Source organism: Klebsiella oxytoca NBRC 105695 (genome assembly GCF_001598695.1).
In the GTDB taxonomy this organism is placed as follows: domain Bacteria; phylum Pseudomonadota; class Gammaproteobacteria; order Enterobacterales; family Enterobacteriaceae; genus Klebsiella; species Klebsiella oxytoca.
Genome location: NZ_BCZK01000001.1, coordinates 186,760 through 202,662, shown reverse-complemented (window position 1 = coordinate 202,662; position 15,903 = coordinate 186,760). Strand labels below are relative to the sequence as shown.

Annotated in this window: 13 protein-coding genes; 2 read left to right on the top strand and 11 right to left on the bottom strand. The window is 46.8% G+C overall.

The window, feature by feature from the left end:
- Positions 1 to 2 precede the first annotated feature (2 nt).
- From rfbK (KO1_RS00800) to KO1_RS28400, 3 genes are all read right to left on the bottom strand, one after another.
- Complete coding sequence (gene rfbK / locus KO1_RS00800) at positions 3 to 1,385, bottom strand: O9 family phosphomannomutase RfbK (protein ID WP_024274447.1); 1,383 nt, start codon at positions 1,383 to 1,385, stop codon at positions 3 to 5.
- 23 nt (positions 1,386 to 1,408) lie between these two features.
- A complete protein-coding gene (locus KO1_RS00795) occupies positions 1,409 to 2,824 on the bottom strand; it encodes a mannose-1-phosphate guanylyltransferase/mannose-6-phosphate isomerase (RefSeq protein WP_004103671.1) in 1,416 nt (471 codons plus the stop codon).
- Between the two features lie 298 nt (positions 2,825 to 3,122).
- Positions 3,123 to 3,386 carry a hypothetical protein gene (locus KO1_RS28400; RefSeq protein WP_156529680.1) on the bottom strand — a complete coding sequence of 88 codons (264 nt, stop codon included), beginning with the start codon at positions 3,384 to 3,386 and terminating at the stop codon, positions 3,123 to 3,125.
- A 571-nt stretch (positions 3,387 to 3,957) separates the two neighbouring features.
- Here KO1_RS28400 and KO1_RS00785 point away from each other — a divergent pair.
- The gene (locus KO1_RS00785; protein WP_004103673.1) at positions 3,958 to 4,962 is read left to right on the top strand and encodes an NAD-dependent epimerase; all 1,005 of its coding nucleotides are present in this window, start codon (positions 3,958 to 3,960) and stop codon (positions 4,960 to 4,962) included.
- A 467-nt stretch (positions 4,963 to 5,429) separates the two neighbouring features.
- Entirely contained in the window at positions 5,430 to 5,552 is a 123-nt protein-coding gene (locus KO1_RS27945; protein ID WP_004138729.1) for a small membrane protein, read from the top strand.
- An 18-nt stretch (positions 5,553 to 5,570) separates the two neighbouring features.
- Here the strand turns inward: KO1_RS27945 and KO1_RS28395 are convergent, their stop codons facing one another.
- From KO1_RS28395 to KO1_RS00750, 8 genes are all read right to left on the bottom strand, one after another.
- Positions 5,571 to 5,735 carry a hypothetical protein gene (locus tag KO1_RS28395; RefSeq protein WP_158423279.1) on the bottom strand — a complete coding sequence of 55 codons (165 nt, stop codon included), beginning with the start codon at positions 5,733 to 5,735 and terminating at the stop codon, positions 5,571 to 5,573.
- A 379-nt stretch (positions 5,736 to 6,114) separates the two neighbouring features.
- Positions 6,115 to 7,281: a UDP-glucose 6-dehydrogenase gene (gene ugd / locus KO1_RS00780; RefSeq protein WP_004103677.1), complete on the bottom strand. Its 1,167-nt coding sequence runs from the start codon at positions 7,279 to 7,281 to the stop codon at positions 6,115 to 6,117.
- A gap of 162 nt (positions 7,282 to 7,443) precedes the next feature.
- Positions 7,444 to 8,814 carry an O9 family phosphomannomutase RfbK gene (rfbK, locus tag KO1_RS00775; protein ID WP_023321278.1) on the bottom strand — a complete coding sequence of 457 codons (1,371 nt, stop codon included), beginning with the start codon at positions 8,812 to 8,814 and terminating at the stop codon, positions 7,444 to 7,446.
- Positions 8,815 to 8,836: 22 nt separating this feature from the next.
- On the bottom strand, positions 8,837 to 10,252 hold the full coding sequence (locus KO1_RS00770; RefSeq protein WP_024274448.1) for a mannose-1-phosphate guanylyltransferase/mannose-6-phosphate isomerase: 1,416 nt from the start codon (positions 10,250 to 10,252) through the stop codon (positions 8,837 to 8,839).
- A gap of 212 nt (positions 10,253 to 10,464) precedes the next feature.
- Positions 10,465 to 11,871 (bottom strand): NADP-dependent phosphogluconate dehydrogenase, encoded by a 1,407-nt coding sequence (gene gnd, locus KO1_RS00765; RefSeq protein ID WP_023321280.1) that lies wholly within the window; start codon positions 11,869 to 11,871, stop codon positions 10,465 to 10,467.
- Positions 11,872 to 12,157: 286 nt separating this feature from the next.
- On the bottom strand, positions 12,158 to 13,252 hold the full coding sequence (gene glf / locus KO1_RS00760; protein WP_024274449.1) for a UDP-galactopyranose mutase: 1,095 nt from the start codon (positions 13,250 to 13,252) through the stop codon (positions 12,158 to 12,160).
- A 33-nt stretch (positions 13,253 to 13,285) separates the two neighbouring features.
- Positions 13,286 to 14,740, bottom strand: a complete 1,455-nt coding sequence (locus tag KO1_RS00755) for a lipopolysaccharide biosynthesis protein (RefSeq protein WP_029779355.1) — start codon at positions 14,738 to 14,740, stop codon at positions 13,286 to 13,288.
- Positions 14,741 to 14,809: 69 nt separating this feature from the next.
- Positions 14,810 to 15,862 (bottom strand): polysaccharide pyruvyl transferase family protein, encoded by a 1,053-nt coding sequence (locus KO1_RS00750; protein ID WP_024274451.1) that lies wholly within the window; start codon positions 15,860 to 15,862, stop codon positions 14,810 to 14,812.
- Positions 15,863 to 15,903 lie beyond the last annotated feature (41 nt).

Below are 15,903 nucleotides of genomic sequence, written 5' to 3'. Positions count from 1 at the left end.
ACTCAAAGCGATTCCTCTTTTAACATATTGAGCAACTCGGCAGTTTTCTCCTTCATCAACGCGGTATCCGCTCTGGACTCCACGTTAAGACGCACTACCGGCTCGGTGTTCGAGCTGCGCAGGTTAAAACGCCACTCCGGATATTCAATACTGATGCCGTCTGTGGTGTCCACGTTGACGGCATCCGGTTCATAGCGCTCACGGATACGCGCTATTGCCGCCGCCGCGTTCTCCAGCTTGCGGTTTATTTCCCCCGACGCCGGGAACGCCGCCTGCCGGTCCGCCACCAGCGCCTTCAGCGGGCTGTTCTTCAGACACAGCAGCTCCGCCACCAGCAGCCACGGGATCATCCCGCTGTCGCAGTAGGCGAAATCGCGGAAATAGTGGTGTGCGCTCATCTCCCCGCCGTAAATCGCATCTTCCTGACGCATCCGCTCTTTAATGAACGCGTGCCCGGTCTTCGACATCACCGGCGTGCCGCCGCTGCGGGTCACCATATCCACCGTATTCCACGTCAGACGCGGGTCGTGAATAATCCGGGCGCCCGGCTGCTTCTGCAGGAACGCTTCCGCCAGCAGGCCAACAATATAATAGCCTTCGATAAATTCTGCATCGTTATCAAACATAAAGCAGCGGTCGAAGTCACCGTCAAAGGCGATACCCATGTCCGCGCCGTGCTCGCGCACCGCATCCGCGGTGTCCTGCCGGCACTCCGGCAGCAGCGGGTTCGGGATACCGTTCGGGAAGTGGCCGTCCGGCTGGTGATGCACCTTGATAAAGGTCACCGGCACGCCTGCCGCCACAAAACGTTTCTCCACTTCATCAATCACGTGACCGGCTGCGCCGTTGCCGGAGTTCACCACCAGCTTCAGCGGACGGGTGAAGCTGGCCAGGTTCACGTAGCCCATCAGGTGGTCCACGTACTCCTGCAGCACCGATATCTGTCGCAGGGTGCCGCGACGGGACGCGTCCACCGGCGCAAACTGGTTCTCTTCCGCCAGGCGCTGGATATCGCGCAGCCCGGTGTCGCCGCTGATGGGCTTCGCGTTTTCACGCACCAGCTTCATGCCGTTGTAGTTCATCGGGTTATGGCTGGCCGTCACCTCTATCCCGCCGTCCACGCCCAGGTGGAAGGTGGCGAAGTAAATCTCTTCGGTCCCGCTCAGACCAATATCCAGCACGTCCGTTCCCGCATCCATCAGGCCTCTGGCCAGCGCCAGCTTCAGCGACTCGCTGGTCAGACGCACATCGCCACCCACCACGATCGTTTTCGGCTTCAGAAATTCGCCGTAGGCGCGTCCGATACGGTAGGCGATATCTTCGTTTAATTCTTCGCCCAGTTCGCCGCGGATATCGTAGGCTTTAAAACAAGTTAGCTGTGTCATTCGGAATCAATGTCCTGCAAAAGTTAGCAACGACCATACTGGTCTTTAATACGGATAATGTCGTCTTCGCCCAGATAGGAGCCGGACTGGATCTCCAGCACTTCCAGCGGGATACGTCCCGGGTTCTCGAGGCAGTGCTCGGCACCAATGGGAATAAAGGTCGACTGATTTTCAGTCAGCAGGAACTGCTTGCCGTTGACCGTTATCTGCCCCGTCCCGGCGAGGATCACCCAGTGCTCGGCGCGGTGGTGGTGCATCTGCATGGAGAACGCCCCGCCCGGCTTGACGGTGATACGGTTAACGTTGAAGCGCGGCGTCTGGACCACCACGTCACAGCGGCCCCACGGACGGTAGATTTCGCGGTGTCGTTTGTATTCGCTGCGCTGGTTGGCCTTCAGGTACTCCACGACCTTTTTCACGTCCTGGGCGCGGTTTTTATTCATCACCAGCACCGCATCCTTGGTGCTGACGATCACCAGGTCCTCAACGCCGATAGCCGCCACCAGCTTTTCGTCGCTGTTGATGTAGCAGTTCTGGCTGTTGTGCACCCAGGCATCGCCGGTCAGCACGTTGCCCAGCTCATCTTTCGGGCTGACGTCCCACAGGGCTGACCATGAGCCGACGTCGCTCCAGTCGGCATCCAGCCCCACCACCACCGCATCGGCGGTCTTTTCCATCACCGCATAGTCAACGGATTCGTCGGGACAGGTGCTGAACACCTCATGCGGGATGCTGATAAAGTCGCTGCCGCTGTCGGCGGCGCGGACCGCAGCCGTGCAGACTTCGAGAATATCCGGGCGGAATTTTGCCAGTTCGGAGAGATACTTTTTCGCCCGGAACATGAACATGCCGCTGTTCCAGTAATATTCTCCGGAGGCCAGATAGGCCTGCGCACGCTCCAGGTCCGGCTTCTCGACAAAGCGGGCGACCTGATAAGGCGTGTGCTCCCCTTCCCCCAGCGCATTGCCGCGCTGGATATAGCCGTAGCCGGTTTCGGGGGTGTTCGGAACGATACCGAAGGTGACCAGATGGTCAGCCTGCGCATACTGCTCCGCGACGCGAATGGCGTCATGGAAGACCTGCTGATTATTGATGATATGGTCCGCTGCCAGGACAAGCATCAGCGGGTCATCGCCATTCTGCGTGGCCTGCAGCGCCGCGAGGGCGATGGCCGGAGCCGTGTTGCGGCCCACCGGCTCGAGGATGATATTTTTCGACAGTTTACCGAGCTGTCTCAGCTGTTCAGCCACCAGGAAGCGGTGCTCTTCATTGCAGATAACCATAGGCTCATGGGTATCCAGGCCGGAGAGGCGCGAGATGGTTTCCTGCAACATGGAGTTCTGCCCGTACAGTCGGAGAAACTGTTTTGGATAGAGTTCGCGGGACATCGGCCACAGGCGGCTACCGGTGCCACCCGCCATAATCACAGGAAGTAACATGATAAAATCCTTAAATAAATAATCATTTTGTTTACTATCAATCAACGGCACACGTTTGGCTTCAGGCTGGATTTTGCGCACGCTACCGCCCTTGGCTTTCGCTACCAAATTGCGTCGGGCCTTATTGTTGTACCCACTCTCTTACGGCGTTAATGCAGTCGCTGCGTTAGCGCCAGGTGAGTCGTTCCCCAGACCGGCTAAGCACTTCGGCGCTTAACGATCTGCCTGAGAGCTTAATCATTCTAAAAACAGAGATATGTTGGCGAACATATCTCTGTTTTCATCCGTAATCGCACCATCACACGCGCAAAAAACGCAGAGTACTTTCGCCGTTTCCGTAAGGGCTATCCATCAGGACTTTCTCATTTAGTAAGGATAGAACACTGCCGCTGTCGGCAGACGCATTGGCGGAAAGAGATGCTTTGCAGGCGTAGAGAGAAGCGAGAGAAATACGCTGAATGGCGATGTTAACGGCAGCGCTGCGGGAGAAAGCCAGAACACTCTGGATACCAGTGGAGGCTGAGCAGAACGGATTGACTCTCTTTTTTAGCATTACGCTCACGATATGTTCCAGAAGATGGGATGGGTGGTTCATATCTCGACAACACATACACCATACAAACGAATTATCTGCGAAGTATACGCGTTGGCCTAAAAGAATAAAAATGAAAAAGCTCAATGAAAAATAAATTCAACAGATGAACTTCAGGCCTGGCTTTTTTCCACCCTCACTCAGATGCTTAAGAAATAAAAATAAAATCAACAACTTAAAAACCGATTCGAATTTTAGCTTGGTTTTTCCGAATGATCATGCATGAAACGTAAGCAAATTCATAAATCACGACAATATGAATTCAACTTATTTCATCTCGAAAAAAAGATCACATTGTGAACAGAGAAATCATTACCAGACATAAAGACCACAGGGTTATTATTTGCCAGCTAAGCTAAGTACATGATAATCATTATTATTTACGCCATTCTCTGGCGGTGAAGGCTCTTATGAAATGCTTCTCTCAAGCTTTTGCTGGCGACAACTTAACCGCTAACGGTAAAGCAGGTGATCCCTACAGCAAGCCAGTGTAAAATCGGCAATTATATATAGCGGGGCAAAGTGAACCCGGAGGATAAATATGAAGTTTTTAGTGACTGGAGCCGCAGGATTCATCGGTTTTCATGCGTGCAAACGCCTTCTGCAGGCGGGTCATGAGGTTGTCGGACTCGACAACATGAACGATTACTATGATGTCAATCTGAAGCAGGCCCGGCTGGATTTGCTGCAATCCCCCCTGTTCAGTTTCCATAAAATCGATCTGGCGGATCGTGAAGGTATTGCCCAACTTTTTGCTCATGAGAAATTTAACCGGGTGATCCACCTTGCTGCCCAGGCTGGCGTTCGCTACTCGCTGGAAAATCCGTTCGCTTATGCTGATTCCAATCTGATTGGTTATCTGAACATTCTTGAAGGCTGCCGACATAATCACGTTGAGCATTTGCTGTATGCTTCATCAAGCTCGGTTTATGGTTTAAACCGCAAGATGCCATTCTCAACCGACGATTCTGTTGACCATCCGGTTTCTCTGTACGCCGCGACGAAGAAAGCAAATGAGCTGATGGCGCACACCTACTCTCACCTTTATGGTATTCCGACCACCGGATTGCGATTCTTTACGGTCTATGGCCCGTGGGGCCGTCCGGACATGGCGCTGTTCAAGTTCACAAAAGCCATGCTGGAAGGAAAGAGTATTGATGTCTACAACTACGGCAAGATGAAGCGCGACTTCACCTACATCGATGATATCGTTGAGGCGATTGTACGGATGCAGGATATTATCCCGCAGCCCAATCCTGAATGGACCGTTGAGACAGGTTCCCCGGCTGACAGCTCTGCGCCCTATCGTGTGTATAACATCGGGAACAGCTCACCGGTTGAGCTGATGGATTACATCACTGCGCTGGAAGAAGCGCTGGGTATGGTCGCGGAGAAGAATATGATGCCTATTCAGCCAGGCGATGTGCTTGAGACCAGCGCGGATACAAAGCCGCTGTATGATATGGTGGGATTCAGACCGCAAACAACGGTCAGTCAGGGGGTGAAGAACTTCGTTGACTGGTATAAGGCATATTATAAGGTGTAATGCCCCCGGGCAATGCGCATGCTATTAAGCCGCAGCGGCACCCCGCTGCGGCTTTTCTGTTTGGTAGGCCATGTTGAGCAATCTTACGATTCTGTCGGTAACAGAGCAGGCTGGGTAAAGTGGCACAGAACAGCCCATACCGTACATTAACGAAACCTGAACCTGGTAAAAGCAAAATATCACCAGAGGCAAAATAAAGCCCTTCCCTTACGCTATCTGAAGAGCATTAGCTTAGACAGATTATCATCCCCAGAGGGTCTGGCTGGCATTTAAGTCTGTTACAGATCGTTTATTCATAGCAGAAGCGATAAAAAAGATTTATTCACTTTCCTGTAAAAAAGCCACAACCTCCATATAGGAATTTTCTTAATTCCAGGATATGTTAAGCATGTCAGGACGGACTTTGTCAGAAGTATTAGTTCGCAAGCAAATGGATTTATCACATTCCTTTCATTCTGGTACGAATTATGGCAAACATAATTTTCTTAGCAGTTGCTGCCATCCTGTTGATTGTTTCCGTTTATTTTCTGATTTCTTATATTAAGGACCAGAAAAAAACCAAGCTGACTTTTAACAAGCGAAAGTGGTGAAAAGAAAACTTAATATAATTATAATACTGGCATAGGAAATAATAATATAAAATACTGCCAGCCGTGGAGATGCGTTCCGTCTTTACAGCTGGCGCTGGAAGCTATTTTATAAAAGTTATTAGAATCGGAAACAACATCCCAGACATCAGGATGATTTTTTATACCCACGGCTAACTCATGCATACCATGCCTCCCCCCTGAACGATCCCGAAGCGTCGGTTTAAACTGGAATCTGAATCTCATCGTATTCCAGGGAAGGAGGCTGTACACCGGCAGGAACTTATAAACAACAAAAGCCTGCAAGCAGGCTCTGTTTTACCTTCCGGCGCTTATCTCCAGCGTCTACATCTCAGTGACGGTAGCTCTTCACAAGGTGAATTTAACATATCCGACCTCAATGATTGCGACAAGATGAACAATTGAAGAATTTAAGCGGGGTCACGTTTTTTAAGGGGATATGGTTTAGGTGAAGGAACGGTGAGACTGGCAGAAAAAATGCGTAATCATTTAGAGGGGGAGGAAAGCGGTGGCCGGCAGCTGCTGCTCCCGGCCAGAAGACAGATTAGTCACTGCCAAATAAATCGCGGGTATATACCTTATCTGCAACATCCGACAGCTCTTCAGCCATACGGTTAGAGACAATCACATCAGCTTCTTGTTTGAACGCTTCAAAATCGCGAACAACGCGGGAATTGAAGAATTCATCTTCCTGCATAACCGGTTCATAGATAATAACCGGAATACCTTTAGCCTTAATACGCTTCATGATGCCCTGAATTGAGGAAGCGCGGAAGTTATCAGAACCACTCTTCATGATCAGGCGATAGATCCCAACGACCTTAGGCTTACGCGCCAGGATAGAGTCAGCAACGAAATCTTTACGCGTGCGGTTAGCATCAACGATGGCGCCAATAATGTTATTCGGTACAGATTCGTAGTTCGCAAGCAGCTGCTTGGTATCTTTCGGCAGGCAGTAACCACCGTAGCCAAAGGACGGGTTGTTATAGTGGTTACCAATACGCGGGTCGAGGCACACGCCTTCGATAATCTGCTTACTGTTCAGGCCCTGGCTCTCAGCGTAGCTATCCAGTTCATTGAAGTAAGCCACGCGCAGCGCCAGATAGGTATTGGCAAATAACTTGATTGCTTCAGCTTCGGTAGAATCAGTAAACAGCGTCGGGATATCCTGCTTGATCGCCCCTTCTTTCAGGAGATTAGCAAAACGTTCCGCGCGTTCTGAACGCTCGCCAATAACGATACGCGACGGGTGCAGGTTGTCATAGAGCGCGCGGCCTTCACGGAGGAACTCTGGAGAGAAAATAACATTATCAATGCCCAGGCGCTCTTTAATATCACGAGTGAAACCAACGGGGATGGTTGATTTAATGATCATGACCGCATCAGGGTTAATCTCGGTAACATCGCGAATAACGGCTTCAACGGTCGACGTATTGAAGTAGTTTGTTTTCGGATCGTAGTCAGTCGGCGTGGCGATAATGACATAATCTGCATTGCGATAAGCATCATGCTTGTCAGTTGTTGCGCGAAAATTCAACGGTTTTTCCGCCAGGTATTCCTGAATCTCCTTATCGACAATCGGAGAAATCTTTTGGTTAATCATATCAACTTTGGATTGAATGATATCCAGCGCCACCACTTCGTGGTTTTGCGCAATCAGGATGCCATTCGATAAACCGACATAACCGGTACCGGAAATAGTAATTTTCATTCGATCACACTTTAATCAGTTAACTGGACGGCGGCATATTAGCCACCCTGGTAATCAACACTTGTGGCGGTTTTACTCTCAGAAAGATGGGAAGTCAAGAAAGAGCCATAAGGTTATGCATAATTCCACACATCAACCCTATGGCTCTAAACAGAATAATTTCTATTTAAGTAAAGCTAATATTTCTTCTGTTTTAGCCTTCATTAATTCATCATCAGCTTTTGACTCGACGTTGAGGCGCACTACCGGCTCGGTGTTCGAGCTGCGCAGGTTAAAACGCCACTCCGGATATTCAATACTGATGCCGTCTGTGGTGTCCACGTTGACGGCATCCGGTTCATAGCGCTCACGGATGCGCGCTATTGCCGCCGCCGCGTTCTCCAGCTTGCGGTTTATTTCCCCCGACGCCGGGAACGCCGCCTGCCGGTCCGCCACCAGCGCCTTCAGCGGGCTGTTCTTCAGACACAGCAGCTCCGCCACCAGCAGCCACGGGATCATCCCGCTGTCGCAGTAGGCGAAATCGCGGAAATAGTGGTGTGCGCTCATCTCCCCGCCGTAAATCGCATCTTCCTGACGCATCCGCTCTTTAATGAACGCGTGCCCGGTCTTCGACATCACCGGCGTGCCGCCGCTGCGGGTCACCATATCCACCGTATTCCACGTCAGCCGCGGGTCGTGAATAATCCGGGCGCCCGGCTGCTTCTGCAGGAACGCTTCCGCCAGCAGGCCAACAATATAATAGCCTTCGATAAATTCTGCATCGTTATCAAACATAAAGCAGCGGTCGAAGTCACCGTCAAAGGCGATACCCATGTCCGCGCCGTGCTCGCGCACCGCATCCGCGGTGTCCTGCCGGCACTCCGGCAGCAGCGGGTTCGGGATACCGTTCGGGAAGTGGCCGTCCGGCTGGTGATGCACCTTGATAAAGGTCACCGGCACGCCTGCCGCCACAAAACGTTTCTCCACTTCATCAATCACGTGACCGGCTGCGCCGTTGCCGGAGTTCACCACCAGCTTCAGCGGACGGGTGAAGCTGGCCAGGTTCACGTAGCCCATCAGGTGGTCCACGTACTCCTGCAGCACCGATATCTGTCGCAGGGTGCCGCGACGGGACGCATCCACCGGCGCAAACTGATTCTCTTCCGCCAGGCGCTGGATATCGCGCAGCCCGGTGTCGCCGCTGATGGGCTTCGCGTTTTCACGTACCAGCTTCATGCCGTTGTAGTTCATCGGGTTATGGCTGGCCGTCACCTCTATCCCGCCGTCCACGCCCAGGTGGAAGGTGGCGAAGTAAATCTCTTCGGTCCCGCTCAGACCAATATCCAGGACGTCCGTTCCCGCATCCATCAGGCCTCTGGCCAGCGCCAGCTTCAGCGACTCGCTGGTCAGACGCACATCGCCGCCCACCACGATCGTTTTCGGCTTCAGAAATTCACCGTAGGCGCGTCCGATACGGTAGGCGATATCTTCGTTTAATTCTTCGCCCAGTTCACCGCGGATATCGTAAGCTTTAAAACAATTTAATTTTGCCATCTATTTAATCCTTAAATACAAATTAGCAACGACCATACTGGTCTTTAATACGGATAATGTCGTCTTCGCCCAGGTAGGAGCCGGACTGGATCTCCAGCACTTCCAGCGGGATACGTCCCGGGTTCTCGAGGCAGTGCTCGGCACCAATGGGAATAAAGGTCGACTGATTTTCAGTCAGCAGGAACTGCTTGCCGTTGACCGTTATCTGCCCCGTCCCGGCGAGGATCACCCAGTGCTCGGCGCGGTGGTGGTGCATCTGCATGGAGAACGCCCCGCCCGGCTTGACGGTGATACGGTTAACGTTGAAGCGCGGCGTCTGGACCACCACATCGCTGCGGCCCCACGGACGGTAGATTTCGCGGTGTCGTTTGTATTCGCTGCGCTGGTTGGCCTTCAGGTACTCCACGACCTTTTTCACGTCCTGGGCGCGGTTTTTATTCATCACCAGCACCGCATCCTTGGTGCTGACGATCACCAGGTCCTCAACGCCGATAGCCGCCACCAGCTTTTCGTCGCTGTTGATGTAGCAGTTCTGGCTGTTGTGCACCCAGGCATCGCCGGTCAGCACGTTGCCCAGCTCATCTTTCGGGCTGACGTCCCACAGGGCTGACCAGGAGCCGACGTCGCTCCAGTCGGCATCCAGCCCCACCACCACCGCATCGGCGGTCTTTTCCATCACCGCATAGTCAACGGATTCGTCGGGACAGGTGCTGAACACCTCATGGGGGATGCTGATAAAGTCGCTGCCGCTGTCGGCGGCGCGGACCGCAGCCGTGCAGACTTCGAGAATATCCGGGCGGAATTTTGCCAGTTCGGAGAGATACTTCTTCGCCCGGAACATGAACATGCCGCTGTTCCAGTAATATTCTCCGGAGGCCAGATAGGCCTGCGCACGCTCCAGGTCCGGCTTCTCGACAAAGCGGGCGACCTGATAAGGCGTGTGCTCCCCTTCCCCCAGCGCATCACCGCGCTGGATATAGCCGTAGCCGGTTTCGGGGGTGTTCGGAACGATACCGAAGGTGACCAGATGGTCAGCCTGCGCATACTGCTCCGCGACGCGAATGGCGTCGTGGAAGACCTGCTGATTATTGATGATGTGGTCCGCTGCCAGGACAAGCATCAGCGGGTCATCGCCATTCTGCGTGGCCTGCAGCGCCGCGAGGGCGATGGCCGGTGCCGTGTTGCGGCCCACCGGCTCAAGGATGATATTTTTTGACAGTTTACCGAGCTGCCTCAGCTGTTCGGCCACCAGGAAGCGGTGCTCTTCATTGCAGATAACCATAGGCTCATGGGTATCCAGACCGGAGAGGCGCGAGATGGTTTCCTGCAACATGGAGTTCTGCCCGTACAGTCGGAGAAACTGTTTTGGATAGAGTTCACGGGACATCGGCCACAGGCGGCTACCGGTGCCACCCGCCATAATCACAGGAAGTAACATGATAAAATCCTTAATAAAATGAAATATTAAATATGACGTTATGGAAGTAATGACTTCTTCTTTTGCAAATTTTGACAAAATTGCAAAAGAAGAAAGATTAAAAAATTTCGGATGGAATATAAATCTTATATTTTCTAATAAAAACTGAAATTAGATTCCGTGTTACCCCATTAAAAAACAACCTGGCTCTTGCCAGGCTGTTTTATCACGAATTAATCAAGCCATTCAGTATGGAATACGCCTTCTTTATCAGTACGCTTATATGTATGCGCGCCGAAATAATCACGCTGCGCCTGAATCAGGTTAGCGGGCAGAACAGCGGAACGATAGCTATCGTAGTAGGCAATAGCCGCAGAGAAGGTTGGAACCGGAATACCATTCTGCACTGCATATGCAACCACATCGCGTAGCGCTTGTTGATAATCATCGGCGATCTGCTTGAAGTAAGGCGCCAATAGCAGGTTGGCAATACCAGCATTCTGCTCATAGGCATCAGTGATCTTTTGCAGGAACTGAGCACGGATGATGCAGCCTGCACGGAAGATTTTTGCAATCTCGCCGTAGTTCAGATCCCAGTGGTATTCATCAGACGCAGCACGGAGCTGGGAGAAACCTTGAGCGTAAGAGACGATTTTGCCCAGATAGAGAGCGCGACGAACTTTCTCAATGAACTCTGCTTTATCACCAGCAGTCTTCGCTTGCGGCCCGGTAAGAACCTTAGAAGCAGCAACACGCTGGTCTTTCAGGGAGGAGATATAGCGGGCAAAGACTGACTCAGTGATAAGTGATAGCGGTTCGCCCAGATCCAGAGAACTCTGGCTGGTCCACTTACCGGTACCTTTGTTTGCTGCTTCATCAAGGATCACGTCAACCAGGTATTTACCCTCTTCATCCTTTTTGGTGAAGATGTCTTTGGTGATGTCAATCAGATAGCTGCTCAGCTCACCTTCATTCCACTCAGTGAAAGTTTGCGCAAGCTCTTCATTAGAAAGCGCAAGGCCACCTTTCAGTAAAGCGTAGGCCTCAGCGATCAGCTGCATATCGCCGTATTCAATACCGTTGTGAACCATTTTGACATAATGACCAGCACCATCCGCACCGATATAGGTGACGCACGGTTCACCGTCTTCTGCAACTGCGGCAATCTGCTTGAGAATTGGAGCAACCAGTTCATAAGCTTCTTTCTGACCACCAGGCATGATAGAAGGACCTTTAAGCGCGCCCTCTTCACCGCCGGACACACCGGTACCAATGAAGTTAAAGCCTTCTGCAGAAAGTTCGCGATTACGACGAATAGTATCCTGGAAGAAGGTGTTACCACCATCAATGATGATGTCACCCTTATCCAGGTAAGGCTTCAGAGAGTCGATGGCACTGTCAGTGCCTGCACCCGCCTTCACCATTAACAGGATACGGCGCGGAGTCTCGAGTGATTCAACAAACTCTTGCACAGTATAATGAGGGACCAGTTTCTTGCCGGGATTCTCGGCAATTACTTCTTCGGTCTTTTCACGGGAGCGGTTGAAAACGGAGACGGTATAACCACGGCTCTCGATGTTGAGCGCAAGGTTACGCCCCATCACTGCCATACCGACAACCCCGATCTGTTGCTTGGACATTACATACTCCTGTCAGGTGTTATTGCTGTGAACAATCTCACAGCATGTGCAAACTATATTACCCTATTCAGTAAATTCAAGATAGATAGCAATACAATTATCAATACAGAATTAATTGGTAACATCTACTCTGAAAGTTGAATAAAAACCCTGGCAAAGACATCCCAGAGCATAAGATTCATTATGTTAAATAGAATAATTAGCTAAAAGCATAAGTACAAGGCAAATGTAATTTTGTGAATATATGAAGCATACCTACGATTGACAAAATTTTATTAGATTAACGTCATGCCAAATCATTAACAGTTTTTAAAGCGGATGCTATTACCTGATGCATGTCATAATATTTGTACTCTGCTAACCTTCCACCAAATACAACTTTCCCTTCTTTTTTTGCTAACTCTCTGTAGCGACGGAAAACATCCATATTTTTGTCATTATTAATCGGGTAATAAGGTTCAGAACCTACTGACCATTCAGCGGGAAATTCTTTAGTAATAACCGTATGTTCGGAATCAATGCCTTCGAAATGCTTATGTTCAATTATGCGAGTGTAGGGTATATCATACTCAGTATAATTTACAACCGCAACACCTTGATAATTTTCTTCAGACAAACGCTCACTTTCAAACCGCAGTGAACGATACTCTAGCGGGCCAAAACAATAATCAAAATATTGATCTATAGGGCCAGTATAAATAATTTGATTAGCCATGCTTGTATACTTTTCTTTGTCTGCAAAGAAATCAACACCAAGCTTTACTTCAATACCTTCAAGCATATTTTCAATCAGTTTAGTATATCCACCAATAGGGATTCCTTGAAAGCGGTCGCTAAAATAATTATTATCGAATGTGAAACGTACAGGGAGTCGATTAATTATGAATGAAGGGAGTTCCAGAGCACTGCGCCCCCACTGTTTTTCAGTATAACCTTTAATAAGAATATTATAAATATCCTCTCCAACCAAAGAAATAGCTTTTTCTTCTAAGTTAGAGGCAGTACTGCTGACCAATCCTTTTTTCTGTGAATCTATTACCTGCTTTGCTTCAGAAGGTGTTTTAACTCCCCATAATTGATAGAAAGTATTCATATTGAAAGGCAGGTTATAAAGTTTACCCCTATAATTAGCAATTGGAGAATTAATAAAATTATTAAAATCTGCAAACTGGTTAACGTAATCCCAAAGAGTTTTATCATTCGTATGAAAAATATGAGCACCATATTTATGTACATGTATGCCATCACAATTTTCTGTATAAGCATTCCCTGCAATATGCTCTCTTTTTTCAATTATGAGTACTTTCTTTCCTTTTTTTGTTAACTCGTGCGCACAAACTGCACCAAAAAAGCCTGCACCTACAATCAAATAATCGTACACAATCCGCTCCTAAACATATCATTAATAATTAAATTAAGTTCGCGTTTTTAACATGCGCTGTTTGATGAAAACAAAAACAGAACCCAAAAAATCCCTGGTAAGAAAAATAATAATTGTGAAACATAGCAACTGTATAAATAACTGAATTAGCCATGAGTAATCATCAATTAAAAACAAAAAGATCACTTGTGCAATATAAACCACATTGAGAAATGAAAACTCAATTAATTTTAAATCAGTATAAATTATTTTTCGTGTATCTTTAAGTCTAAGATACCACATAATAAAGAAACCTAATGAGGCTCCAACCCCCGCATATGCTGGACCATATAAAGGTATAAATATGAAATTAGCTCCTATTGATATCCCGGCACCAATAAGACTAGTTAAAAAGACGCTTTTGGTTTTATAATTAGCTGTATATATAGTTCCTAAAAAAGAGGAAAAAGTTTGATATAAAACACCATAAATTAAGAAAGGTACCATTTGCCAAGCCATAAAATATTCAGAGCTTACAAGATACCGAAAGATATCCTTATTCAAAACCAGAAGGATAGAGGCTAATAAAAATAGAAACTGGTAATAACTTCGGAACACTGAAGAATAATATTTTGCTCTATCCTTAGATTCAAATTCTTCAAAAGCTGATATTTGCCATGCTTGCTGGAAAACTGTTACAAATACGTTTATACACATAGGTATTTTACTAGCAACAGCAAATAAACCATTGGCAGATAGTCCGACAAAGCTAAGAACCACATATCTTGTGGAATTGTTCACTAGCCACCACATAGAATAATTAGGAATAAGAGGCAAAGAGAATCTTATTATCTTATGAATAACTTCTTTGTTCACCAACTTATAAGAAATAGTTATATCTCTGGCGTAGTAGATACAATACAGTGAAGAAAAGATATAAGATCCGATCAAAGAGATGAGATAACCATTAATACCTAATTTGAAATAAACTAAAAAAAGTCCATTAAGAATTAAAAGTGCAACAACTTGTAAAACACCGCTAAATGCAAATATCTTAGTTTTACCAACAGCTCGAAGATAGGTTGAAAATAGAACTTGAACCACTGCTACTAAAACTAAAAGATAGAAATATATTATTAGCTTAATATTCCAAATACTAAATATGGCAAATACTAAGCATAGTATCAATAATACAATAAGAGTACAAATACAAATAAATAAGGACGTTGAAAATAGTGAATTTGTCTCGTCTTTATTTTGATTACTGATTATATAACGTAACAGTGCCTGCTCTATAGTTAAAGTTATAAAAGGCATCATTAGAGCTTGGGTGGAAGAAATAAGATCTACAACACCATAATCTTGTGCCGTTAAATAGAACGTATAAAGCGGGACAAGTAAGATAACTACTAATTTACTACCTAAATTCCCTAATGCAAATATGATTGAATTGTTTAGAAGCTTACTATATCTGTTCAAATCCCACACCTCACAAAGGAAGACAACCATATGGATGCCTTCCTTTAAGGTTATAAATGAAAATAAAGAAAGATAGATCTTTCTAATCATCAATGCAAACTAACGGTTACCGACTACTAACTTAATTAAAGGATCAAATGCCTCTTTTACATCAAAACAAAATGCTTTTTCTGAATTAGAAGCTTGGGAAGCATAATTTATAACATCTTCCAATGTTGCAACAGTTGAATCAAGATACTTTATGTAGTTAGAATCAGAAAGCCAATCTTCATAGCTATACTTTACCTTACCATAAGAATTATCAAATACTACCGCAGGGGTTTTAGTCACATACGCAAAAATCATACCATGCAATCTATCTGTAATAATCAGCTTTGCACCACGGAATTCATCAAATTTCTTATTTAACAAATTGTCTCTATTTGATTCAAATGTAAGGACATAATCCTCAACATAATTATCTGTAATTAATATATTGTTATTCTTAGCAAAATGTTCTTTTATAGAATGAGCTAATGGTTTAGGCAAGACGCACTCAACATCACTTCTAAACATAATTAAGACATCATCTCCACGATTTGTTAAAGAAGACTCATCTTGAGATAAAACAATATCAGGAATATGATGTACAGGAATTTCAAGTTCTCTTTTTAGGATATTGTAAGATTTAGATTCACGAACGAAAACAGTCAAATTCTTTGCTTCATTATAAATGCTTTTAATTTTTCTGAAACTTTCAATATTCTCATAATAGAAGGAGACTGGAAACTGAATTATTTTACATGGACAATTTTTTAATTTTTTTAGCAGTAGTTGACGAGGTAACTCATGCTCTGGATACAAATCACTTAGTGTACCCCCTCCCTGAATGAAGATAATATCTTGAGGCTTTAATGTTCTAGCGAGTTCGTCAACAACAAATTCAATTTTTTCTTTTTCAATCTCAACATAGGCATAATCTGGTAAATATTTTAATATGAACTTCTTTTGCGCTAATGTTATTTCTTGATCCCCTGCGTTAGGATGGTTACTAACCCCTAATACATAAGCAATGTTTTTATTTCCATCAAATTTAGGCAATTTATAAAAGCGATGGGAAAGATCATTAACTTTCCCTTTCACCTTATTAATAATTTTAGTTTGTAAATTCATAATATTCTCAAAAATAGAAATTAACAATCACAGAATTAAAC